Below are 21885 nucleotides of genomic sequence, written 5' to 3'. Positions count from 1 at the left end.
CGCTCGAGAACGAGGTGAACGCAGGTGAGCCGCATCTACGACTGCGCGGACGAGACCGCCCGCAAGGACGGCATCGCCGACGCCGCGTCCGCGGTCCGCCGAGGCGAACTGGTGGTCCTGCCCACGGACACCGTGTACGGCATCGGTGCCGACGCCTTCAGCCCCAAGGCCGTGGCGAACCTGCTCGCCACCAAGGGCCGGGGCCGCGAGGTGCCTCCGCCGGTGCTGGTCGGCTCGACCCGGGCGGCGATGGCCCTCGTGGACGACCTGGGCCGGTTCGGCCGCGACCTCATGGACGAGTTCTGGCCCGGCCCGCTCACCCTGGTGTGCGGTGCCACCCCCAGCCTGTCCTGGGACCTGGGCGACACCAAGGGCACCGTCGCGGTGCGCATGCCGATGGACCCGGTCGCACTGGACCTGCTCAAGGAGACCGGGCCGATGGCGGTCAGCAGCGCCAACAGGTCCGGCGACCCGGCCGCGACCGAGATCACCGAGGCCATCGCGCAGCTGGGCGAGGAGGACATCGCCGTCTACCTCGACGGCGGGGCGAGCGAGTCGACGGCGCTCTCCACGATCGTCGACCTCACCTACGCGGTCCCGCGGGTGCTGCGCGCCGGAGCCGTCCCCATCGAGAAGCTGCGCGAGGTCTGCGGCACCGTCATCGGCGAACTGCGCAAGGGCCCGAACCGCCCCCGGAGCGGAAGCGGTCAGGAGGTCGCGCCCGCCGAGGAGGCCCCCGCTTCCGAGGCCCCCGCCGGAACCGCTGCGGAGCGGCCCACCGACACCCCGGCCGAGCCCGCCGCGGAGCGACCCTCCGCCGAGGACGGCGCACGGCCCTCCGACACCACCGACCGCGACTGATCCGGTCCCGGCAGCCCCCGCTCACCGACAGAAGGGCCAGGCAGTGCGGGAGTACGCGCTCACCTTCGTCATCGCCGCCGCGGTGACCTACCTGCTCGTTCCCCTGGTGCGCAAGTTCGCGATCGCCGTCGGCGCCACCCCGCCGGTGCGCGACCGCGACGTGCACACCGAACCCATCCCCCGGCTGGGCGGACTGGCCATCTACGGCGGCTTCGCCGTCGCCCTGCTGCTCTCGGCCCAGTTGCCGCACCTGCAGAACGTGTTCGTGGCCGACACCTGGATCGGCCTGCTGCTGGCGGGCGGCCTCATCACGGTGATCGGCGTCATCGACGACCGCTGGGGCATGGACCCCGTCAGCAAGCTCGCCGGGCAGGTCGCCGCCGCCGGCATCCTCGTGGCCAAGGGCGTGCAGCTGCTCTGGCTGCCGCTGCCCGGCACCCAGCTCTCGCTCGGCCCCTGGCTGGGCGCCCTGGTGTCGGTGCTGCTCATCGTGGTCACGATCAACGCGGTCAACTTCGCCGACGGCCTGGACGGCCTGGCGGCGGGCATCGTCGGCATCTCGGCGCTGGCCTTCTTCGCCTACTACTACGTGGTGGCGGTGGAGCAGGGGTTCGTCCGCCAGTCGTACCCGGCGATGATCGCGATCATCCTGGCGGGCACCTGCGTCGGGTTCCTCTGTCACAACTTCCACCCGGCCAAGGTGTTCATGGGCGACACCGGGTCCATGCTGCTGGGCCTGCTGCTCACCTCCATCACCATCACGGTGACCGGGCAGTTCGACGCCAACACCGCCCGCGAGGAGTTCAACTCCGGGCTCGTGGTGTTCCTGCCGATCGCCCTGCCGCTGCTCGTCATCGCCCTGCCGCTGGCCGACCTGGTGCTGGCGGTGCTGCGGCGCACCCTGGCCGGGAAGTCGCCGTTCGCCCCGGACCGCGGCCACCTGCACCACCGCCTGCTCGACATGGGGCACAGCCACGTGCGGGCGGTGCTGCTCATGTACCTGTGGGCGGGGATCGTCGCGTTCGCCGCGGTGGCGCTGTCGGTGTTCGACTCCGCGGTGGTGGTGCTGACGGTGACCGCCCTGGTGGCGGTCTGCGCGGTCGGACTCATCGCGCTCCCGCGGCTGCGCCGACGCGGCCTGCTGCCCTGGGGCCGTGCGCGCGGCGCCCGTTCCGGAGACGGTGTTAAACGGTGAGAGGACTGTGATCTCGCTTGAGGGCCCAAGGGCCTTTTCGGCGCGGGACGCAGGAGGCTCCCGAGGTGGTCGTGACGGGTGTGGCCAAGGTGACACAAGCCCTGAATCGCAGGCGGAGCGGGTGTTTCCCGAGGCGTTAAGGTCGCGTTAAGGAACCCCCGGATTCAGCACCGAAATCCTTGTGATAGCTTTCACGAGCAGGCAACCACTGAACCTCACGGAGCTTTTCTGATGCAGGAACACGACGCCCGGACCCTCCGCGGCGCCGCGATTCCGACGGCACTGGTCGGCGTGGTCGCGATGATCGCGGGCTTCGCCCTCAGCGGCGTCCAGGGACTCCTCGGCGCACTCTTCGCGGTCGCCCTGGTGATCGGGGCGTTCGCCAGCTCGGCGTTCGTCATCTCCTGGACCGGCGGCCGGCGTCCGGAGCTCCTCCTCCCGGTGGCCCTTCTCGTCTACACGACCAAGTTCGGCATCCTCCTGGCCGTCCTGCTGACCTTCCGGGGCACGCAGGCGCTGGACACGCAGGTGTTCGGCTGGTCGGCGCTGGCCTGTGTCATCGCGTGGCTGGCGGCCCAGGCCGTGGCGGTCAAGCGGAGCAAGCAGCCGACCATCGTCCCCGCGGGCGAGGACGAGTCCGAGTCCGAGGACAGTGAGGCGCACCGGTGACCCCGTTCGGGCGGGGTGGTGTGCCGAGCCTGATCACCTACTGCTATCTTCCGGAGCGAGAGCATGAGTCGGCCGAGTGCGAAGAAGGACGAGGAAACGTCCGGCGCCAACGCCACCACTCTCGTCTCGTACCTGCTGGGAGGGCTCGCCTTCTGGGGCGGCGTGGGCTGGGTCCTGGACCGGGCCCTGGGCTTCTCCGGTCTCTTCCTGCCCATCGGGCTGGGAGTGGGCCTGGTCGGCTCGATCTACCTCATCTATACCCAGTACGTCCGGTCCTGACCGAACACCCGGGTGCGTCCGCCCCCGCTGCGGGCGGGACCGTCCCGACGAGAACACCAAGGATTGAGTTGCGTCACGACGAAAGGGATCGCCGTGGGTGCTGACGTGAGCGTCGTCGCGGCGTCCGAACCAGGCTGCCACATCTTCGGAGACGGCTGTGGGTTCGAGGCTCCGACCGTGAGCCTCTTCTTCCCGACTCCGTGGGTGGACTTCGGTCTGCCCCTCACCTCCGGGCTGAACAAGTACTACCTGGTCGCGGTGGTCGCACTGATCGTCGCCGCCGCCTTCTGGTACTTCACCACCCGCAAGGCCAAGGTCGTCCCCGGCCGCGGTCAGAGCATGGCCGAGATGCTGGTCAGCTTTCTGCGCGACCAGGTCACCCGGACCACGATGGGGAAGAAGGGGGACAAGTACCTCCCCCTGATGGTGACCCTGTTCCTGTTCATCTTCTGCATGAACGTCATGGGTCTCATCCCCGGCCTCCAGCTGCCGGTGACCTCGAACCTGGCCTTCCCCGCGGTTCTGGCCCTGTTCGTCTTCGTCCTGTGGAACGTGGTCGGCATCCGTGAGCACGGTGCCGCCGCCCACTTCAAGGCCCGCCTCGTCCCCGGCGGAGTCCCCGGGTGGATCCTGCCGGTCGTGGTGCCCATCGAGGCGCTGTCGAACTTCATCATCCGGCCGGCCACCCACATGATCCGTCTGTTCGCGACCATGTTCGCCGGGCACCTGCTGCTCGCACTGTTCGCGGCCGCCGGCTTCTACATGTTCAACCCGGCCTCCCCGATGGGTCCGCTCTTCGGCGCCATCTCGGTCGGCTACTCTGCCTTCGCCCTGGTCGGCTTCCTGGTCTTCACGGCCTTCGAGCTGTTCATCATGGCGGTCCAGGCGTACGTCTTCGTCCTCCTCTCCTCCATCTACCTCGGTGAGGCCATGGAGGGCGCGCACTAGGAGAGGCCCCCGTGGTCCCTCCCGGTGCGCACCGCTGAACCCGTTCCGATTCATCACGTCCGTCCGACGACGTCCATGATCGTCGGCCTGTAGTAAAGGGAATATCAATGGAGCTCGCCGCCATCACCGGTAGCCTCAACACCATCGGTTACGGCCTCGCGGCCATCGGCCCCGGCATCGGTGTGGGTCTCGTCTTCGGTCTCGGTGTCCAGGCCATCGCCCGCCAGCCCGAGGCCCGTGGCGTCCTGCAGGGCCAGATGATCTTCGGCTTCGCCGTCATCGAGGCCCTGGCCATCCTCGGCTTCGTTCTCGCCTTCGCGCGCTAGCCATCATCGGTCGTACAGAACGCGAAGGGGATGCCAACCGTGTATTTGGCAGCTGAACAAGAAAACGTCCTGCGCATCCACTGGGACGAGTTCACCTTCGGCCTCATCGCCTTCCTCATCATCCTCGGCGTCGTCTACAAGATGTGGCCGCGGCTGACGAAGGCGCTGGACGAGCGTGCCGACCAGATCGAGGGTGGCATCGCTCGCGCTCAGAAGGCCGAGGCCGAGGCGGAGGAGATCCGCCAGCAGTACCGCGAGAAGCTCGAAGAGGCCCACCGCGAGTACGCGCAGGAGCTGGAGAAGGCCAAGGAGCAGCGGGCGGCGATCATCGCCGAGGCGCGCGAGGAGGCCCAGGCCGAGGCCCGTCGCATCGTCGAGGCCGCCCACGCCCAGATCGAGGCCGACCGCCAGCAGGCGTTCGCCCAGCTCAAGGGTGAGATCGGCGTGCTCTCCACCGAGCTCGCCAGCCGTATCGTCGGTGAGAGCCTCAGCGACAGCGCCACCCAGAGCCGTGTCATCGACCGGTTCCTGGAGGAGCTGGAGCAGAGCGAGGGCAAGCAGCAAGCCGAGGTGCGCTGATGCGTGGTATCAGCCGTACGTCGCTGACCGAGGTGACCCGGCGCCTGGACGAGAACGTCCTGGCGTCGGCCGGCGCCACCAGCGGTATCGTGCTGGGCGGCGAGCTGTTCCAGGTCGTCGCCCTGCTCACCGAGGAGCACTCGCTGCGCCGCTGGCTCGCCGACCAGGCGAACCCGGCGGAGGCCAAGAGCGGGCTCCTCGGGCAGCTGCTGGAGTCCAGGGTCTCGCCGTCGGCGGTCCTCGTGGCCTGCGACGTCGTCTCGGCCAAGTGGTCGAGCGCGCGTGACCTCGTGGACGCGATGGAGCGGATGGCGGTCTACGCGACCGTCGCCTCCCTCCGCAGCGCCGCGGCTCTGGACGGCCTGGAGGACGAGCTGTTCCGCTTCGAGCGGATCGTCGCCTCCGAGCCGCGGCTGCGCGACGCCCTGACCCGTGACGGGGTCGGCTCCGAGCACAAGCTCTCCCTGGTGGAGAACCTGCTCTCGGGCAAGGCGGACCCCGCGACGCTGACCCTCGTCGGCCAAGCGGTCACCCACCCCCGGGGACGTACCCTGGAGCAGGCGCTGGAGAACTACGGGCACATCGTGGCAGAGCGCGCCAAGCGCTACGTCGCGGTCGTCCGCAGCGCCGTCGCCCTGAGCGAGGACCAGCAGTCCCGACTGGGGGCCGCGCTCACGCGAGCCTACGGCCGGGACATCCACCTGAACATCGAGGTCGCCCCCGAAATCGTGGGTGGCCTGTCCATCCAGGTGGGTGACGAGGTCATCGACGGGACCATCGCCGGGCGTATCGCCGAGGCCCAGCGCCGTCTGGCCGGCTGACAGAACGCAAGGCAAGTACGCACGGCGCCGGTCAGGCGCCACTTGAGAGCAAGGACAACGTAGAGATGGCGGAGCTGACGATCCGGCCGGACGAGATCCGGGACGCGCTGCAGCGCTTCGTCCAGTCGTACGAGCCTGAGGCCACCCGCGCGGAAGAGGTCGGTACCGTCACCTACTCCGGTGACGGCATCGCCCGCGTCAGTGGCCTCCCCTCGGCGATGGCGAACGAGCTGCTGGAATTCGAGGACGGAACCCTGGGCCTGGCCCAGAACCTCGAGATCGGCGAGATCGGTGCCGTTGTGCTGGGCGACTTCACCGGCATCGAGGAGGGGCAGAAGGTGCGCCGCACCGGTCGCCTCCTCTCCGTGCCGGTGGGTGACGACTTCCTCGGCCGCGTTGTGGACCCCCTGGGCGTCCCCATCGACGGCAAGGGCGAGATCGAGTCCACCGAGCGCCGCGAGCTGGAGCTGCAGGCCGCGACCGTGATGGAGCGCAAGCCCGTCCACGAGCCGCTGCAGACCGGTATCAAGGCCATCGACTCGATGACCCCGATCGGCCGCGGCCAGCGCCAGCTGGTCATCGGTGACCGGCAGACCGGCAAGACCGCGGTCTGCGTCGACGCGATCATCAACCAGAAGGCGAACTGGGAGTCCGGCGACCCCGACAAGCAGGTGCGCTGCATCTACGTCGCGGTCGGCCAGAAGGGCTCGACCATCGCCAGCGTGCGCGGCGCCCTGGAGGAGGCCGGCGCGATGGAGTACACCACCATCGTGGCCGCGCCCGCCTCCGACGCCGCGGGCTTCAAGTACCTCGCCCCCTACACCGGTTCGGCCCTGGGCCAGCACTGGATGTACCAGGGCAAGCACGTCCTCATCGTCTTCGACGACCTGACCAAGCAGGCCGAGGCCTACCGCGCCGTCTCCCTCCTGCTGCGCCGCCCGCCGGGCCGCGAGGCCTACCCGGGTGACGTCTTCTACCTGCACTCCCGGCTCCTGGAGCGCTGCGCCAAGCTCTCCGACGAGCTGGGCAAGGGCTCGCTGACGGCTCTGCCGATCATCGAGACCAAGGCGGGCGACGTCTCGGCGTACATCCCCACCAACGTCATCTCCATCACCGACGGCCAGGTCTTCCTGGACTCCGAGCTGTTCAACCAGGGACAGCGCCCGGCCATCGACGTCGGTATCTCGGTCTCCCGTGTCGGTGGCGCGGCCCAGACCAAGGCGATGAAGAACGTCTCCGGTACCCTCCGGCTGGGCCTGGCCCAGTACCGCGAGCTCGAGGCCTTCTCCGCCTTCAGCTCCGACCTGGACGCGGTCTCCAAGCAGCAGCTGGCGCGCGGCGCCCGCCTGATGGAGCTGCTCAAGCAGGGCCAGTACTCCCCGTTCGCGATGGAGAAGCAGGTCGTCTCCATCTGGATGGGCACCACCGGCCGCATCGACGACGTCCCCGTCGAGGACGTGCGCCGCTTCGAGGAGGACTTCCTGGACTTCCTCGGCCGCGAGCACTCCGGCCTCCTGGACGACATCCGCGAGACCGGGAAGTTCGCGAGCGAGACCGAGCAGTCCCTGGAGGGCGCGCTCGACAAGTTCAAGCAGGGCTTCCAGACCTCCGCGGGCACCCTCCTGGGCACCGAGGCCGAGGCCGAGGCGCTCGAAGAGGAGAACGTCGGCCAGGAGACCATCAAGGTCGCCAAGGGCGGGAAGTAACCCATGGGTGCACAGCTTCGCGTCTATCGCCGGAGGATTCGCTCGACGAAGTCGACGGCGAAGATCACCCGTGCGATGGAGCTCATCGCCACGACGCGCATCACCAAGGCGCAGCGTGCGGCTGAGGCTGCTGGGCCCTACGCGCGGGAGATCACCAGGGCGGTCTCGGCCCTGGCGAGCCGGGTGTCCGACCACCCTCTGCTGACCGAGGCCGAGAACCCCACCCGGGCCGCCGTCCTGGTCATCACCAGTGACAAGGGCCTGGCGGGCGCCTTCTCGTCCAACGTCCTCAAGGAGGCCGACTCCCTCGCCCAGCTCCTCAAGGAGCAGGGCAAGGAGGTCGTCACCTACATGGTGGGCCGCAAGGGCATGGCCGCCTACAAGTTCCGCGACCGCCCGGTCGAGGAGCAGTGGGAGGGCATCACCGAGCGCCCCACCTACGCGCACGCCCAGGAGATCGGCACCGCGCTCATGGAGAGGTTCGCCAAGGACACCTCCGAGGGCGGCGTCGACGAGATCCACGTGGTCTCGACCGAGTTCGTGTCGATGCTGACCCAGCGCGCGACCGCCACGCGGGCGCTGCCGCTGGAGGTGGAGGAGGTCGACGAGGCGGAGCTCGAGGCCGCGCACGGCGGGCAGGCCCTGCCGCTGTACGAGTTCGAGCCCTCCGCCGAGGAGGCGCTGGACCGGCTGCTGCCGCAGTACGTGACCAACCGCATCTACTTCGCCCTCTTGGAATCCGCCGCCTCCCAGCAGGCGTCCCGTCGAGCCGCCATGAAGGCCGCCACCGACAACGCCGAGGAACTCGCCAAGACCCTGACCCGCCTGGCCAACCAGGCGCGCCAGGCCGAGATCACCAACGAGATCAGTGAGATTGTCGGCGGTGCCGACGCGCTCGCTGCTGCCAGCGCGGGAAGTGAGTAAGAAAAGTGACTGCGACTGTTGAAGAGACGACCGGGGCTGGCACCGCCACCGGTCGGATCGCCCGGGTCACCGGCCCGGTCGTCGACGTGGAGTTCCCCGTCGGCTCGATCCCTGCCATCTACAACGCCCTGCACACCGACGTGACGGTCGGCGGCGAGACCAAGACCATCACCCTGGAGGTCGCCCAGCACCTGGGCGACAACCTGGTGCGGGCCATCTCGCTGGCCCCGCAGGACGGCCTCGTCCGCGGCGCCGAGGTGCGCGACACCGGCGAGCCCATCAGCGTGCCGGTCGGTGACATCGTCAAGGGCCACGTGTTCAACACCCTGGGCGAGGCGCTGGACGTGCCGACCTCGGAGCTGAAGGTCACCGAGCGCTGGCCGATCCACCGCAAGCCGCCGTCGTTCGACCAGCTCGAGTCCAAGACCGAGATGATGGTCACGGGCATCAAGGTCATCGACCTCCTCACCCCGTACGTGCGCGGTGGCAAGATCGGTCTGTTCGGTGGTGCCGGTGTCGGCAAGACCGTGCTGATCCAGGAGATGATCACCCGTATCGCCCGCAACTTCGGCGGTGTGTCCGTGTTCGCCGGTGTCGGCGAGCGCACCCGTGAGGGTACGGACCTCTTCCTGGAGATGGACGAGATGGAGGTCCTCCAGGACACCGCTCTCGTCTTCGGCCAGATGGACGAGCCCCCGGGCACCCGTCTGCGGGTGGCGCTGTCCGCTCTGACGATGGCGGAGTACTTCCGCGACGTCCAGAACCAGGACGTGCTGCTGTTCATCGACAACATCTTCCGTTTCACCCAGGCGGGCTCGGAGGTCTCCACGCTGCTGGGCCGCATGCCCTCCGCCGTGGGCTACCAGCCCAACCTGGCCGACGAGATGGGCCAGCTCCAGGAGCGGATCACCTCGACCCGCGGTCACTCGATCACCTCCATGCAGGCGATCTACGTCCCCGCGGACGACTACACCGACCCGGCCCCGGCGACCACCTTCGCCCACCTGGACGCGACGACCGAGCTCTCCCGCCCGATCTCGCAGAAGGGCATCTACCCGGCGGTGGACCCGCTGGCGTCGACCTCCCGCATCCTCGACCCGCAGTACGTGGGCCAGGAGCACTACCAGGTGGCCCAGCGCGTCAAGGAGATCCTGCAGCGCAACAAGGACCTCCAGGACCAGATCGCCATCCTCGGTATGGACGAGCTGTCCGAAGAGGACAAGATCATCGTCAACCGCGCGCGCCGCATCGAGCGCTTCCTGTCGCAGAACATGTTCGTGGCGGAGAAGTTCACCGGTACGCCGGGCGTGTTCGTCCCCCTGGAGGAGACCATCGCCTCCTTCAAGGGCCTGTGCGACGGTGAGTACGACCACCTGCCCGAGCAGGCGTTCCTCGACGTGGGCAACATCGACATGGTCGTCGAGAAGGCCAAGAAGCTCCAGGGCTAGTCCTTTGTAGAGCCGGCAGGGCCGCCCGCCGTCGCGGGCGGCCCCGCCGATCCCAACCGCTGGCCGAGGAGTTCAGGCAGTGTCGAAGAAGCTTTTCGTCGAGATCGTCTCGCCCGAGCACGAGGTGTGGGCGGGCGAGGGCGACATGGTCATCGCGAAGACCGTCGAGGGTGAGATCGGTATCCAGCCGAACCACATCCCCGTCCTCTCGCTGCTCGCCGAGGACGCGGTCGTCCGCGTGCTGGGTGCGCGCGAGAACGGTGAGGTCCGCGCCGCCGCCCACGGCGGGTTCATCTCGGTGTCGGGTGAGGGCCGGGTCTCCATCCTCGCCGAGACCGCGGAGCTCGCCGAGGACATCGACGTGGAACGCGCCCGTACGGCGCTGAAGAACGCGACCGAGGGCGACGACACCGCCGCCCTGGGCCGTGCCCGCAGCCGACTGCGGGCCGCGGGCGAGGACGCCTCCTGACCTTTCGGAACGGGGGCGGCGTGGAACAGCCGCCGGACCTGCTCCAGTGGGTGCTCCCCGTCCTTGTCCTGTGCGCGGTGGCGGTGGTGTGCGCCGCCGTCCTGCGCCGCCGGATCCTCCTGCGGCGCGGGGGCGCGGTGGAGTGCCACCTGCGCTTCCCGGGTGCCCGGGGACGCCGCGGGGCCTGGCGGATCGGCCTGTGCCGGTACGGTTCCCTGGCCCTGGGCTGGTTCCCCGCATTCTCGATCAGGCCGCGGCCGACAGCAGAGCTGTCGCGCCGCGGCCTCGTCGTGTCCGGGCGCCGCCCGCCCGAGGCGCACGAACACCTGCCGGCCGACACCACGGTCGTCCGGCTGGCCTGGCCCGCCCACGGGGACCGCCCCGAGGCGGAGATCGCCATGAACGACGCCACCCTCACGGGTTTCCTGTCCTGGGTGGAGTCACTGCCCCCCGGCACCGACTGGGACTCCTGAGCACGCCGCGCGCGCCGCGGCCGGACCCGGCCGCGGCACGACCGGTGCGCCGCCGCCGTCCGGGCGCACCGGGATGGCAGGATGCGTGTCCATGGTGGTATCGCGGTTGCGGGGCCTGACCGCCCTCGCCCTTCTCAGCCCGTTCCTCGTCTCCTGCCAGCCGACCGGCGGCCATGTCGCCGCGGTCGCCACCGGCCACTTCACGGCCGGGCACAAGTTCCCCGTCGTCATGGTCACCTGGTGCGGGGAGGAACCGCCCCGCCAGATCGACCTGCTGGGGGAGAGCCAGCGAAGGCACCTGGTGGCCACCCGCGAGTTCGAGGGGAACTCCCTGGAGGTGGACCTGTCCGCCCCGGGGGAGGACTGGGACATCACCGGAGGTGACGGGCGCGCTGTCTACCGGATGGGGCCGGAGTCCCCCGAGGAGGAGTACCTGCTGGGGGTGGGCACCGCGGAGGCCGGGCCCGGCGAGGCCACCGAGCACGACATCGCGGTGCTGCGGTTCACCACCGGGGCCCTGGCCGCGGAGCAGGGCCTGTACGCGAGCGTGTCCGGTGAGGGGGAGGCGGAGTACGCCTCCCCCGAGGAGTTCCCTCCCGCCTGCTGACCCTCAGCGCTCGCCGCCGGGCTTCCACAGGACCTCGTCGCCCTCCCGCGCCACGTACCGGCCCAGGATGAACAGCAGGTCCGAGAGGCGGTTGAGGTACTGCGCGGTGAGCGGGTTGACCGAGTCGCCGTGCTCCTCGATCGCGGCCCACACGCTGCGCTCGGCCCTGCGGGTGACCACCCGGGCCGTGTGCGCCAGCGCGACGGTGGGGGAGCCGCCGGGGAGGATGAAGCTGCGCAGGGTGGGCAGGTCGGCGTTGTAGGTGTCGCAGGCCTCCTCCAACCGGGTGACGTACTCCGGGAGGACGCGCAGCGGCGGGTACTCGGGGTCGGGGACGATGGGCGTGGACAGGTCGGCGCCCAGGTCGAACAGCTCGTTCTGCACGCGTGAGAGCAGTGCCCGCACGTCGTCGGGGACCTCGCCCAGGGCCAGCAGGGTCCCGATGGCCGCGTTGGCCTCCTCGGTGTCCGCGTAGCCGATGATCCTGGTGTCGTTCTTGCGGGTCCGGCTCATGTCGCCGAGCGCGGTGGTGCCCGCGTCCCCGGTGCGCGTGTAGATCTTGGACAGCACGACCGGCTTGTCCGTGTCCCGTTGAGTCATCCCCCCACCCTAGACCGCCGGTCCCCGCGGGGCGGAGGGGCGCTAGCATCGGGCGGCATGAGCGAGACGGAGAAGTCGGTCGGGGAAGCCTACGGTGAGGTGGCCCGGGAGTACGCGGCCCTCGCGGACGAGTGGGAGGCCGGCAGGCCCCTGGACCGGGCCCTGCTCCCGGTCTTCGCGGAGTTCGTGCGCGGAGGCGGTCCGGTGCTCGACGCCGGGTGCGGGCCCGGGCGCCTGACGGCGCGGCTGCGCGGCATGGGGGTGGACGCGTTCGGGGTCGACCTGTCCCCGGGGATGGTCGACCTGGCCCGCGCCTCCCACCCCGGTGTGCGGTTCGAGGTGGGGGACCTGGCGGACCCGGTGGCGGAGGACGGCTCCCTGGGCGGGGTCCTGGCCCACTACTCGGTGATCCACGACCCGCCCGGGCGGCTGCCGGCGACGCTGGCGGGGTTCCACCGGATGCTGGAGGCGGGCGGCCACCTGCTCATGGCCTTCCAGGCCCACGACGACCCCGGGGTGCTCTCCGAGTCCTTCGACCACCGGGTGGCCCCGGCGCACCGCTACTCGCCGGAGCGGGTGGCGGCGCTGGCGGGGGAGGTCGGCTTCGCCGAGGTGGCCCGCCTGGTCATCGCGGGGAGTGAGGACGAGCGGCGCGGGTTCCCCCAGGCCCACCTGCTGTTCCGCAAACTCCGGTGACGGAGGATAACTGTTCGATATCAGGGGGTGAGAAGTGATGTGGCTCACTGATACCTTATGGAGTGAGGGGGCTACACAACGTAGTCCCGGGGCGGCGCTCGCGCGCCACACCCGAGCGGAGACATGAGGGGGGCCGCTCGGGCGGGCGCGGAGGGGGAGGCGCCGCGGGGGGCGGCGGGCGTGAGACCGGGGGGTTCACGCCCGCCGCCCCCTCTCTGCTCATCCGGGGGTCCGTGCGGGGCACCTACCGGAGGCGGGGCCCCCAGGCCCCGCCGGTGCCCCGCGGAACCCCGGCAGCGGGGCGGCCCGGGTCAGAGGAGCCAGTCGTGGCCCGCGCGCGGGAACTCCACGGCCGCCCGGGTGCTCAGCACCCCGTTGACCGGCAGCGTGCTCCCCGCGAGGAACTCCACGCCGTGCGCCCCCGCGGCGGCCAGCTCGGCCACCGAGTCCCAGTTGACGTTCTCCAGCGTGTCGTCGGGCGTGTGGTAGTACGGGTCGAACTGCTCACCCGCGGTACCGCCGTACCACTGCACCTGCTCCTCGGTCTTGACCCCGTCGGCGCCGCTGAACAGGCCGCCCGAGGGGATGCCCGCCTGCATGAAGGCGCGGTAGTCGCTGCGGCCGCTCAGCACGCCCGGCTCGCTGACCTGGCCCTGCTCCGCGAAGTAGTCCTCGAACACCTTCGCGATCGCACCCGAGCCGGAGGGGGCGCCCGATGAGTCGGGCAGCTCCATCCGGCCGTCCAGGACGAAGCGGGCGTAGTTGTGCGACCCGATCATGTCGAAGTTCAGGTACAGCGCGATGTCGTCGACCTCGCCGTCGGTCAGGCTCTCCACGTACTTCGTGGACCCGACCAGGCCCTCCTCCTCGGTGCCCCAGAACGCGAACCGCACCTTGTTCCGAGGCGCGTCCTGGGCGGCCAGCTGGATCGCGGTCTCCAGCACGAACGCCGTGCCGGAGGCGTTGTCGTTGATGGCCGGGCCGTCCTCGACCCCGTCCAGGTGGGCGCCGACGACCACGACGTTGTCCTCGCGGCCGCCGGGGGTCTCGGCCAGCACGCTGAAGGAGGTCTCCTGGGACACGTGCGCGTCGACCTTCACCCGCAGCTCCAGGCCCTCGCCCGCCAGCAGCGCGGCACCGGCGGCACCGGAGACGCCGACGGCCGGGATGGCGGAGGGCTCGCCGACGGTGCCGCTGAAGACCTCGTCGGCGTTGTTGACCACCAGGGCGGCGGACGCGCCCGCCGCGGCGGCGTTGGAGACCTTGTCGGCGAACGCGCAGCTGCCGCGCTGCGTGACCGCGATCGCGCCCTCGGGGAAGCCCGCGAAGTCGTCGGGGGAGCAGCCGCTGGCGGCGCTCCCGGGGGCCACGGCGACGGCCGGCGCCGTCACGTCACCGGCCGAGGAGTACGTCATGGTGATGAAGTCGGTGCCGCCCTCGTAGACGACCTCCTGCGGGGCGGTCTGCGCCAGAACCGGATCGGACTGCTCGCGCCACAGCTCGTAGTCGTACTCGTGGCGGAAGGTCTGGTAACCGGCCCGCTCCAGCTGGTCCTCGATGTACAGGGCCGAGACGTCGTAGCCGGGGGAGTTCGTGGCCCGGTGCCCGCCGTTGTACTCGGCGATCGTGTCCAGGTTCTCCATGTGGGCCCGGATGGCCTCGGCGGTCACCAGCTCGGACAGGGCCGGGTCCGCGGGCTTGCCCGGCTTGTCGGGCCGGCCGGGCTTGTCGGGGCGGCCGGGCTTGCCGGGCCGCTCCCACGCGCCGGCCGCGGCGTTGTCAGTGGCCTGGGGGGAGGGTTCCGCGTGGGCGGGGGCCGCGGCGAGGACGCCCGCGGCCATCAGCAGGGCGGTGAGGCCGGCGGTCGCCGCCCGTCCTCTGTGGGGTGTGCGCAACGATGTTCCTCCGGTGTACGGGGGAGTCCACCGCTCCGAAGTGTCGGGGGATGGACACCCGGGGTAGGCGGGATACCGCTGCACACTGCCACTGTTCGGGCGGACCGGGCAAGCATCCCGGCGGAGGTTGCCACAATCAGCCACAGGACTTACGTTTCCGTGATCACTGTGGTTGGATTGTCCGCTCCGGGGTGTCCGAACGTCTTGTAGGGACGCGGACACCGCCGCCTCACCCGTCGATCTCGCGCTGCTTCTTCTCGTGCTTGCGCTTGCGGTACTCCACGCCGACCCCGCCCATCACGGCGAGGCCGCGCACGTGCACGACCGGCGCTCCGGGGTCGACCACGCTCGGGGTCCCCTCCTCCACGCCGAAACCGCCCATGATCGGAAGGCCGTGCACGCGGACCTGTATGTCGTCGGGCACGATGATGCCGATCCCGCCCATGACGGTGCAGGTCCAGATGGTGGTCTCGCGGGCGGTGAACCGCGCCTCGCGCAGGTCCAGCTCCACGCCGCCCATGAGGGCGAACGCGACGAAGTTCTCCGGGACGACCCAGCTGCCGGAGCGGTCGGCGCCGCCCATGACGGCGATCGCGCTGCGGCTGGTCGGCTCCTGGGAGACGATCCGGTCGACGCCGTAGACCGGGCGCGGGGAGCGGAAGTCGCCGGGGGTGGAGGGCGTGGGGGACGGCCCCGTGGCGGCGGGCAGGTCCTCGGTGAGGGGGACGAGCTCGCCGATGGTCTTGGCACGGTAGACCGCGTCCAGGCGCTCGGTGTGCTCGTCCGGGTCCAGGCGGCCCTCGGCGAAGGCCTCCTGGAGACGGTGCGCGACCGCGTCGCGATCGGCGTCGGAAGCCCGCATCCGACCGGGTTCGGGGGGTGTGATCTCGCTCATCGTCTCCACCATATTGTTCATTCTCAGATGAGAACACCTTTGCGGACATCCGGGACGGACCCTGAGAAGACCCCGGTACCGCCCGGTCAGGGCCCGGGCAGCAGCCCCAGCCGGATGGCCCGGCTGACGGCCGCGGTCCGGTCCCCCACACCCAGTTTCTCGTACGCCCGCATCAGGTGCGTCTTGACCGTGGTCGGGCTGATGTGCAGGGCCCGGCCGATGGCCGCGTTGGTCGCCCCCTCCGCGGCCAGCCGCAGCACCTCGACCTCGCGCGGGGACAGCGCCGGACCGGAGGGCGCGGAGCGGTGGCGCATCCCGCTGACGAGCTTGCCCGCCAGCCGCCCGGTCAGCACGGTCTCCCCGCGCGAGGCGGCGCGCACCGCCTCGGCCAGCTCGGCGCGCGGGGTGTCCTTGAGCAGGTAGCCGGTGGCCCCGGCCTCCACAGCGCGCAGGATGTCGGTGTCGGTGTCATAGGTGGTGAGCACCAGGACATGGGTTCCGGGGTGCTCGGCGGTGATGCGGACGGTGGCGGCCACCCCGTCCCCGTCCGGCATGCGCAGGTCCATCAGGACCACGTCGGGGGCCAGCTCGGCGACCCGGGCCAGCGCCTCGGGGCCGGAGGCGGCGTCTCCGACGATGTCCAGGTCGGCCTCGGCGGCGAGCATGCCGCGGATGCCCTCGCGGACCACCGGATGGTCGTCGACCAGCAGGACGCGGATCACGGTCCCTCCTCCTCGGGTTCGGGCAGGGTCAGCCGGACGGTGGTGCCCTCTTCCGGCGTGCTGTCGATGTCCAGTTCCCCGCCCACGCTGCGCGCCCGGTGGCGCATGCCCGGCAGGCCGTTGCCCGCCGAGGGGGCCGACGGGTCGAAGCCGCGCCCGTCGTCGGCGATGGTGAGCCGGGTCCCCACGTCGGTGTGGGCCAGGATGAGCGACACCCGGTCGGCCCCGGCGTGCTTGCGGACATTGGCCAGCGCCTCCTGGGCGGTACGCAGCACGCACACCTGGAGGTCGCCGGGAAGTTCCCGCGGGACGCCCTGGACCTGCACGGAGACGGGGACGCCCAGCTCGGTGCCGAGCCGCCTCCCGATGCGTTCCAGCGCGGCCTCCAGGGTGTCCTCGCCCAGCGGGGCGGGGCGGCGGGCCGCCACCATGGCGCGGGCCTCGGCGAGGTTCTCCGCGGCGGTCTCGCGCATGAGCGCCAGGTGGCGGCGGGCCAGGGCGGGATCGGTGTCCAGCTCCGACTCCACCGCCTGGGCGAGGGCGACGATGCTGGTGAAGCCCTGGGCGAGGGTGTCGTGCAGTTCGCGGGCCAGGCGCTCGCGTTCGGCCAGGGCACCGGTCTCCTCCGACAGCCGGGCGGCCTCGGCCCGGCTCTCCCGGAGCTGGCGGATGAGGACGGAGCGCTCGTAGCTCTCCTCGACCACCCTCTCGAACCAGCGGCCGAACCACAGTGCGAAGCCGAGGATGACCAGGTTGATCCCGCTGCCCACCAGCGCGGTGGCCACCTCGGTCTCACCGGTGGCCAGCCGGATGCCGACCGGGACGAACATGATGGTCCCGACCGACACCGAGCCGAACACCGACCCGGCCGTCATGAAGCACATGGGGGCCACCGCGAACAGGCAGAAGGTCGTGTCGGGGGTGAGGGTCACCGCGACGGTGACCAGGACCGCCACGGTCAGGGAGAAGGCGATCGCCGACGTGCCGGCGTACCGGTCCTCGTTGTACAGGCGCCTGCCGACGACCAGGTACAGCGCGGCGGTGCCGATCAGCAGTCCGGCGGAGGCCCAGCCGCGCGCCCCCGTCCCGGAGACCACCCCCACCGTCGCGGCGATCGCGAGCGCCCCCGCCACGTAGACGTACCAGCCGATGTTCAGCTCCCAGGCGTGGCGCTCGTCGAGCACGGGCTCCGCCGCCGCGTCCCGCGCCGGAGCCCGTGCCGCCACGACTCTCACCCGTCCTTCCGCGTCTTCCACCGGAACGTCAGCAGTACCAGCACCAAGCCCACCACACACCAGGCGCCCAGGGCCAGGGCCACCAGGTGCAGGTCCCACGCCCCGGAGGGCTCGAACGCGGCCATCGCGTCCGGATAGAAGGCGGCCCGCATGCCCTGTGCCATCCACAGCAGCGGGAACAGCGAGGCGACGGTCAGCACACCGTCGGGCAGTGCGGCCACCGGCACGAACACCCCGGAGGTGAACTGCAGGGCCAGGAACGGCACCACCACGATGGTGGACGCCGCCTGGGCGGTGCGCGCCAGTGAGCTGACCGCGATGCCCAGCAGGGAACAGGCGACCGTGCCCAGGGCGAGCACCCAGGCCACGGTGAACCAGTCGGCGGCGGTGTCGGGCAGGGCGGCGCCGAAGACCAGCACGGACACCCCGAGCAGCAGCACGGCCTGTCCCAGCGCGAGGAAGAACACCAGCAGGGTCTTGCCCAGGAAGTACGCGGCGGGCGGCATCGGGGTGCCGCGCAGCCGCCGCAGCCCGCCCTGGTCGCGCTCGGTGGCGATCCCCGCGCCCAGGGTCTGGAAGCTGACCGACATCAGGCCCATGGCGAACAGGCCGGGCAGGTAGTAGTCGACGGCGGGCATACCGACGTCGAACAGCCCGTCGAAGATCGACGCGAACATCGTCAGGATCAGCGCGGGCAGGGCGAACGTGAAGATCACGCTCTCCCACTCGCGGACGAAGGAGCGGATCTCCAGCCATCCCCGTGACAGGCCCACCCGGAGCGTGCCGGGCAGCCGGACATCGGCCGTGGGCGTGGTGGTGAAGGTGTCGCTCATGCCAGTGCCTCCGCCCGCTCCCCGCCGCCGCTCCCGGCGCCGGCCGTGTCCTCGGTGCCCTCGCCGTTCCCGGCGTCCTCGATCAGCCCCAGGTAGATCTCCTCCAGGGTGGGCCGGTGCACACGCAGCTCGGGGATCTCGCCGGTGAACCCCGCGGCCAGCTCGGCGACCGCGCGGGTGGGCTCGTCGGTGCGGATCTCGCGCCGCACCCCGTCCCGGGACCAGCTCACGGTGGCCTGGGCGGTGGCCCGCCCGCCCAGTGTGTCGGGGGCGCCCAGTGCGCGCACCCGGCCCCCGGCCAGGACGCACACCCGGTCGGCGAGGGCCTCGGCCTCCTCCAGGTAGTGGGTGGTGAGGAGGATCGTGGTGCCCTGCCCGGCCAGGTTCCGGATCAGCCCCCAGAAGTCGCGTCGCGCCCTGGGGTCGAAACCGGTGGTGGGCTCGTCGAGGAAGAGGAGCTCGGGGCCGCCGATGATGCCCAGGGCCACGTCCAGGCGGCGCCGCTGCCCCCCGGACAGGGACTCGGGCAGGGCTCGGGCCTTCTCGGCCAGGCCCACCAGCTCCAGGGTGGCGTCGACGCCGTGCGGGGAGGGGTAGTGCCCCGCGAAGTGCCGCAGGATCTCGCGCACCGGCACCTTGGGCAGCAGGGTCTCCTGCTGCCACACGATGCCGACCCGGGCCCGCCAGGCCCGGCCCGCGCCCTGGGGGTCGGCGCCGAGCACCCGGACGGTGCCGCCGTCGCGGCGGCGGAAGCCCTCCAGGATCTCCACGGTGGTGGACTTGCCCGCGCCGTTCGGGCCCAGGAGCGAGAAGACCTCGCCACGGGGGACCGACAGGTCCACCCCCGCGACGGCGGTGTGGTCGCCGTACTTCTTGAGGAGGCCCTCGGCCTCGATGACGGTTGCGCTCATACCGCCGAGCCTCCCGCGCGGCGGGCCCCGGCGGTATCGGGCGACCGGGCGGTCCGGTGTCCTCCGGTCGGAGGACACCGGACCGCCCGGTCAGAACAGTCGCAGGACGTCCGGCTCGATGCCGCGCAGCTCGTCGTAGTCCAGGACCACACAGGAGATGCCGCGGTCCTCGGCGAGCACGCGCGCCTGCGGCTTGATCTCCTGGGCGGCGAAGACGCCCCTCACCGGCGCCAGCACGGGGTCGCGGTTGAGCAGCTCCAGGTAGCGGGTGAGCTGCTCGACGCCGTCGATGTCGCCGCGCCGCTTGAGCTCCACCGCCACCGTGCGGTTCTCGCCGTCCCGGCACAGGATGTCCACCGGGCCGATCGCGGTCGGGTACTCGCGGCGGATGAGGGTGTAGCCCTCGCCGAGGGTGGTGATGTGCTCGGCCAGCAGCTCCTGGAGGTGGGCCTCGACGCCGTCCTTCTGGAGGCCGGGGTCCTTGCCGAGCTCGTGGGAGGAGTCGTGCAGGACCTCCTCCACGGTCAGGACCAGCTTCTCGCCGGACTTGCCGTGGGTGACGGTCCAGATGTCGGGGCCGTCCGCGACGGTGTCCTCGCGCAGCTTGCACGGGGGGTTCATCCAGTTGAGGGGCTTGAAGGCCCGGTCATCGGCATGGATGGACACGCTCCCGTCGGCCTTGATGAGGATGAGCCGCGGGGCCATGGGCAGGTGGGCGGTGAGCCGGCCGACGTAGTCGACGCTGCACCGGGCGATGACGAGACGCACGAAACGTCACGTTACCGCCTCCCCGGCGTGCCCGGGGCGGGAACGTGCGAACGGGCGGCCGGACCGCCGGGGCCGGGGCCGCCGGGGACAGATGGGGGCACCGCCGGGGCAAGGGCTTTGTGGCTCCCGCGCCCCGTGACCGGGAGGGGGTGGGACGCCTAACGTCTCCAGAGAACGCGCGGTGCGGGCCGGGGGCGGCCCGCCTGGACGGACCGCGCGGTGTCCCGGCCCGCCCGGGAGGGGCGGTAGGAGGGCCGCCGCCCGAGTCGGCGGCGGCCCCGCCGGGCATGTCCCGACATCGTGTTACTCGTGAGTACGGGCAAGGGGGTCCCGGGGGCGGCCGGGGTCCACGGGCCGTCTAGGCTTGGCCTCATGGTGCAGGAATTCAAGAAGGTCGGTGTCGTCGGACTCGGAACGATGGGCGCGGGCATCGCCGAGGTGTTCGCCCGGGCCGGTTTCAACGTCATCGGGGTCGAGATCGACCAGGCCGCCCTCGACCGCGGCCGCGGCCATCTGGACAAGTCCCTCGGGCGCGCCGTCGCCAAGGGCAAGCTCACCGAGGAGGAGCGCTCCACGATCGAGCAGAGCCTGGCGTTCACCACCTCCCGCGAGGACCTGGCGGACGCGGACCTGGTCGTGGAGGCCGTCCCCGAGCGGATGGACCTCAAGCGCGACGTCTTCGGCGACCTGGACCGGATCTGCAAGAGCGAGGCGATCCTGGCGACCAACACCTCCTCGCTGTCGGTCACCGAGATCGCGGCCCTGACCGGGCGTCCGGAGCGTGTCGTCGGGCTGCACTTCTTCAACCCGGCCCCCGTCATGAAGCTCGCCGAGGTCATCACCACGGTCTCCACCTCCGCCGACACCGTCGACGTCGTCACCGAGGTCGCCAAGCGCATCGGCAAGACCCCCGTCACGGTCGGCGACCGCGCCGGGTTCGTCGCCAACGCGCTGCTGGTGCCCTACATCAACGACGCCGTCCGCCTCTACGAGCGCGGGATCGCCACCCGCGAGGAGATCGACGAGTCCGTCAAGAAGGCCGCCGGGCTGCCCATGGGCCCGCTGGCCCTGGCCGACATGGTCGGCATCGACGTGTGCCTGGCCGTCATGGACGTGCTCTGGGACGAGTACCGCGACCCGCGCTACGCCGCCGCCCCGCTGCTGCGCCGCATGGTCGCCGCCGGCCACTACGGCCGCAAGTCCGGCAGGGGCTTCTACGCGGGCCGCGACGAGGCCCCCGAGCCGCTGCCCACCGGCCGCTACGCGGAGATGATCCGCGAGGAGGAGACCCTCGACCTGGGCGAGATCCTCATCGCCCCGCAGATCGACGACGCCATGCGGATGATCGGTGACGGCTACGCCACCGCCGAGGACGTCGACACCGCGATGCGCTTCGGCTGCGGCTACCCCAAGGGCCCGACCGAGCTGCTCGAGGACCGCGGCGCCGAGTCCGTGGTCACCACCCTGGTCGCCATGGGCGAGTACGGGCTGACCACGATCGCCGTGCCCGCGCCGCTGCTCATGGACCGCCTGCCCGACACCCCGGAGGAGGAGGGCCACGGCGGCTGCGCCTGCCACGCCTGACACCCCGCGGGACCCCGGCCGCCGCCGCAGCACCCCTGCGGCGGCGGCCACGCCCCGTCCCCGACCCGGGCCGTCCCGGATCCGTGCGTTCTCTCCTACCCTGGTGGGGTGAGCCCGCGTCGTAACTCCTCCCGCCGCAAACCCTCGCGCGGCGGCCGCATCGGCGGCCCCCCGGACGAGGACTCCCTCATGCTGCGGATCACCGGAGGCCAGAAGAGGGAGACCGGCCCCGACGGCGAGTGGGTGACGCGCCGCATCCCCGGATCCGCCGCGGTGAAGGTCTACCGCTGCCCCGGCTGCGCCCAGGAGATCCCCACCGGCATGCCCCACCTCGTGGCCTGGCGCCCCTACGGCGACGGCGGGGACCGGCGGCACTGGCACTCCTCCTGCTGGGAGCGGCGCTCCCACCGCGCACCCCGATACTGAGCCCCGCCCGCCGAG

The 21885-nt window shown here is 71.3% G+C and carries 25 protein-coding genes; 17 read left to right on the top strand and 8 right to left on the bottom strand.

The genetic code is table 11. The features are described 5' to 3' along the window. Positions 1-24 precede the first annotated feature (24 nt). From ACSUPR_RS10390 to ACSUPR_RS10325, 14 genes are all read left to right on the top strand, one after another. On the top strand, positions 25-861 hold the full coding sequence (locus tag ACSUPR_RS10390; RefSeq protein WP_436890936.1) for an L-threonylcarbamoyladenylate synthase: 837 nt from the start codon (positions 25-27) through the stop codon (positions 859-861). Between the two features lie 43 nt (positions 862-904). Then, positions 905-2056 (top strand): MraY family glycosyltransferase, encoded by a 1152-nt coding sequence (locus ACSUPR_RS10385; protein WP_436890935.1) that lies wholly within the window; start codon positions 905-907, stop codon positions 2054-2056. Positions 2057-2287: 231 nt separating this feature from the next. Beyond that, entirely contained in the window at positions 2288-2725 is a 438-nt protein-coding gene (locus ACSUPR_RS10380; protein ID WP_436890934.1) for a hypothetical protein, read from the top strand. 63 nt (positions 2726-2788) lie between these two features. Next, on the top strand, positions 2789-3004 hold the full coding sequence (locus tag ACSUPR_RS10375; RefSeq protein WP_436890933.1) for an AtpZ/AtpI family protein: 216 nt from the start codon (positions 2789-2791) through the stop codon (positions 3002-3004). Positions 3005-3097: 93 nt separating this feature from the next. Continuing rightward, complete coding sequence (atpB, locus tag ACSUPR_RS10370) at positions 3098-3952, top strand: F0F1 ATP synthase subunit A (protein WP_436890932.1); 855 nt, start codon at positions 3098-3100, stop codon at positions 3950-3952. Between the two features lie 107 nt (positions 3953-4059). Beyond that, complete coding sequence (atpE, locus tag ACSUPR_RS10365; protein WP_436890931.1) at positions 4060-4278, top strand: ATP synthase F0 subunit C; 219 nt, start codon at positions 4060-4062, stop codon at positions 4276-4278. 30 nt (positions 4279-4308) lie between these two features. Continuing rightward, a complete protein-coding gene (locus tag ACSUPR_RS10360; RefSeq protein ID WP_436890930.1) occupies positions 4309-4857 on the top strand; it encodes a F0F1 ATP synthase subunit B in 549 nt (182 codons plus the stop codon). After that, a complete protein-coding gene (locus ACSUPR_RS10355) occupies positions 4857-5678 on the top strand; it encodes a F0F1 ATP synthase subunit delta (RefSeq protein WP_436890929.1) in 822 nt (273 codons plus the stop codon). Before ACSUPR_RS10360 ends, ACSUPR_RS10355 begins: the two co-directional genes overlap by 1 nt. A 65-nt stretch (positions 5679-5743) precedes the next feature. Beyond that, complete coding sequence (gene atpA, locus ACSUPR_RS10350; protein ID WP_436890928.1) at positions 5744-7384, top strand: F0F1 ATP synthase subunit alpha; 1641 nt, start codon at positions 5744-5746, stop codon at positions 7382-7384. 3 nt (positions 7385-7387) lie between these two features. Beyond that, positions 7388-8308 (top strand): F0F1 ATP synthase subunit gamma, encoded by a 921-nt coding sequence (locus tag ACSUPR_RS10345; protein ID WP_436890927.1) that lies wholly within the window; start codon positions 7388-7390, stop codon positions 8306-8308. Positions 8309-8313: 5 nt separating this feature from the next. Further along, positions 8314-9756: a F0F1 ATP synthase subunit beta gene (gene atpD, locus ACSUPR_RS10340; RefSeq protein WP_306366015.1), complete on the top strand. Its 1443-nt coding sequence runs from the start codon at positions 8314-8316 to the stop codon at positions 9754-9756. Positions 9757-9835: 79 nt separating this feature from the next. Next, a complete protein-coding gene (locus ACSUPR_RS10335; protein WP_220562983.1) occupies positions 9836-10225 on the top strand; it encodes a F0F1 ATP synthase subunit epsilon in 390 nt (129 codons plus the stop codon). Between the two features lie 20 nt (positions 10226-10245). After that, positions 10246-10698 carry a DUF2550 domain-containing protein gene (locus tag ACSUPR_RS10330; protein ID WP_436890926.1) on the top strand — a complete coding sequence of 151 codons (453 nt, stop codon included), beginning with the start codon at positions 10246-10248 and terminating at the stop codon, positions 10696-10698. Positions 10699-10789: 91 nt separating this feature from the next. Beyond that, complete coding sequence (locus ACSUPR_RS10325) at positions 10790-11305, top strand: hypothetical protein (RefSeq protein ID WP_436891953.1); 516 nt, start codon at positions 10790-10792, stop codon at positions 11303-11305. Between the two features lie 3 nt (positions 11306-11308). On the opposite strand, the gene ACSUPR_RS10320 is transcribed toward ACSUPR_RS10325, so the two are convergent. Further along, positions 11309-11905: a cob(I)yrinic acid a,c-diamide adenosyltransferase gene (locus tag ACSUPR_RS10320; RefSeq protein ID WP_436890925.1), complete on the bottom strand. Its 597-nt coding sequence runs from the start codon at positions 11903-11905 to the stop codon at positions 11309-11311. A 57-nt stretch (positions 11906-11962) separates the two neighbouring features. On the opposite strand from ACSUPR_RS10320, the gene ACSUPR_RS10315 reads away from it, so the two are divergent. Then, complete coding sequence (locus tag ACSUPR_RS10315; RefSeq protein WP_436890924.1) at positions 11963-12601, top strand: class I SAM-dependent DNA methyltransferase; 639 nt, start codon at positions 11963-11965, stop codon at positions 12599-12601. A 311-nt stretch (positions 12602-12912) separates the two neighbouring features. Here ACSUPR_RS10315 and ACSUPR_RS10310 read toward each other — a convergent pair whose 3' ends face one another. The 7 genes from ACSUPR_RS10310 to nucS form a co-directional block, all read right to left on the bottom strand. Beyond that, entirely contained in the window at positions 12913-14442 is a 1530-nt protein-coding gene (locus ACSUPR_RS10310; RefSeq protein ID WP_436891952.1) for a M28 family peptidase, read from the bottom strand. A 283-nt stretch (positions 14443-14725) separates the two neighbouring features. Next, entirely contained in the window at positions 14726-15403 is a 678-nt protein-coding gene (locus ACSUPR_RS10305; RefSeq protein ID WP_436891951.1) for a DUF1707 SHOCT-like domain-containing protein, read from the bottom strand. A 74-nt stretch (positions 15404-15477) separates the two neighbouring features. Further along, positions 15478-16113 (bottom strand): response regulator, encoded by a 636-nt coding sequence (locus ACSUPR_RS10300; RefSeq protein ID WP_436890923.1) that lies wholly within the window; start codon positions 16111-16113, stop codon positions 15478-15480. Continuing rightward, the gene (locus ACSUPR_RS10295) at positions 16110-17339 is read right to left on the bottom strand and encodes a sensor histidine kinase (RefSeq protein WP_436890922.1); all 1230 of its coding nucleotides are present in this window, start codon (positions 17337-17339) and stop codon (positions 16110-16112) included. The genes ACSUPR_RS10300 and ACSUPR_RS10295 overlap by 4 nt, the downstream gene beginning before the upstream one ends. 5 nt (positions 17340-17344) lie before the next feature. Continuing rightward, positions 17345-18181, bottom strand: coding sequence for an ABC transporter permease (locus tag ACSUPR_RS10290; RefSeq protein WP_436890921.1), 837 nt, complete (start codon positions 18179-18181; stop codon positions 17345-17347). Beyond that, positions 18178-19092, bottom strand: coding sequence for an ABC transporter ATP-binding protein (locus tag ACSUPR_RS10285; RefSeq protein WP_436890920.1), 915 nt, complete (start codon positions 19090-19092; stop codon positions 18178-18180). Before ACSUPR_RS10285 ends, ACSUPR_RS10290 begins: the two co-directional genes overlap by 4 nt. A gap of 90 nt (positions 19093-19182) precedes the next feature. After that, a complete protein-coding gene (nucS, locus tag ACSUPR_RS10280; protein WP_436890919.1) occupies positions 19183-19860 on the bottom strand; it encodes an endonuclease NucS in 678 nt (225 codons plus the stop codon). 372 nt (positions 19861-20232) lie between these two features. On the opposite strand from nucS, the gene ACSUPR_RS10275 reads away from it, so the two are divergent. Both ACSUPR_RS10275 and ACSUPR_RS10270 read left to right on the top strand, forming a co-directional pair. Continuing rightward, complete coding sequence (locus ACSUPR_RS10275) at positions 20233-21444, top strand: 3-hydroxybutyryl-CoA dehydrogenase (protein WP_436890918.1); 1212 nt, start codon at positions 20233-20235, stop codon at positions 21442-21444. 108 nt (positions 21445-21552) lie between these two features. After that, the gene (locus ACSUPR_RS10270) at positions 21553-21870 is read left to right on the top strand and encodes an ATP/GTP-binding protein (protein ID WP_436890917.1); all 318 of its coding nucleotides are present in this window, start codon (positions 21553-21555) and stop codon (positions 21868-21870) included. Positions 21871-21885: the final 15 nt, after the last annotated feature.

Origin of the sequence: Nocardiopsis dassonvillei (assembly GCF_964273065.1) — a bacterium.
Classification (GTDB): Bacteria; Actinomycetota; Actinomycetes; order Streptosporangiales; family Streptosporangiaceae; genus Nocardiopsis; species Nocardiopsis dassonvillei_B.
Note: the sequence above shows the minus strand (reverse complement) of the source record. Positions and strands in the feature narration are given on the sequence as shown.

Coding starts and splice junctions, on each gene's coding strand:
- ACSUPR_RS10285 (WP_436890920.1), bottom strand. CDS start 19,092: ATGAGCGCAACCGTCATCGAGGCCGAGGGCCTCCTCAAGAAGTACGGC.
- ACSUPR_RS10275 (WP_436890918.1), top strand. CDS start 20,233: ATGGTGCAGGAATTCAAGAAGGTCGGTGTCGTCGGACTCGGAACGATG.
- ACSUPR_RS10310 (WP_436891952.1), bottom strand. CDS start 14,442: ATGGCCGCGGGCGTCCTCGCCGCGGCCCCCGCCCACGCGGAACCCTCC.
- ACSUPR_RS10345 (WP_436890927.1), top strand. CDS start 7,388: ATGGGTGCACAGCTTCGCGTCTATCGCCGGAGGATTCGCTCGACGAAG.
- atpA (WP_436890928.1), top strand. CDS start 5,744: ATGGCGGAGCTGACGATCCGGCCGGACGAGATCCGGGACGCGCTGCAG.
- ACSUPR_RS10315 (WP_436890924.1), top strand. CDS start 11,963: ATGAGCGAGACGGAGAAGTCGGTCGGGGAAGCCTACGGTGAGGTGGCC.
- atpE (WP_436890931.1), top strand. CDS start 4,060: ATGGAGCTCGCCGCCATCACCGGTAGCCTCAACACCATCGGTTACGGC.
- ACSUPR_RS10380 (WP_436890934.1), top strand. CDS start 2,288: ATGCAGGAACACGACGCCCGGACCCTCCGCGGCGCCGCGATTCCGACG.
- ACSUPR_RS10325 (WP_436891953.1), top strand. CDS start 10,790: ATGGTGGTATCGCGGTTGCGGGGCCTGACCGCCCTCGCCCTTCTCAGC.
- ACSUPR_RS10360 (WP_436890930.1), top strand. CDS start 4,309: ATGCCAACCGTGTATTTGGCAGCTGAACAAGAAAACGTCCTGCGCATC.
- ACSUPR_RS10290 (WP_436890921.1), bottom strand. CDS start 18,181: ATGAGCGACACCTTCACCACCACGCCCACGGCCGATGTCCGGCTGCCC.
- ACSUPR_RS10320 (WP_436890925.1), bottom strand. CDS start 11,905: ATGACTCAACGGGACACGGACAAGCCGGTCGTGCTGTCCAAGATCTAC.
- ACSUPR_RS10375 (WP_436890933.1), top strand. CDS start 2,789: ATGAGTCGGCCGAGTGCGAAGAAGGACGAGGAAACGTCCGGCGCCAAC.
- ACSUPR_RS10355 (WP_436890929.1), top strand. CDS start 4,857: ATGCGTGGTATCAGCCGTACGTCGCTGACCGAGGTGACCCGGCGCCTG.
- ACSUPR_RS10305 (WP_436891951.1), bottom strand. CDS start 15,403: ATGGTGGAGACGATGAGCGAGATCACACCCCCCGAACCCGGTCGGATG.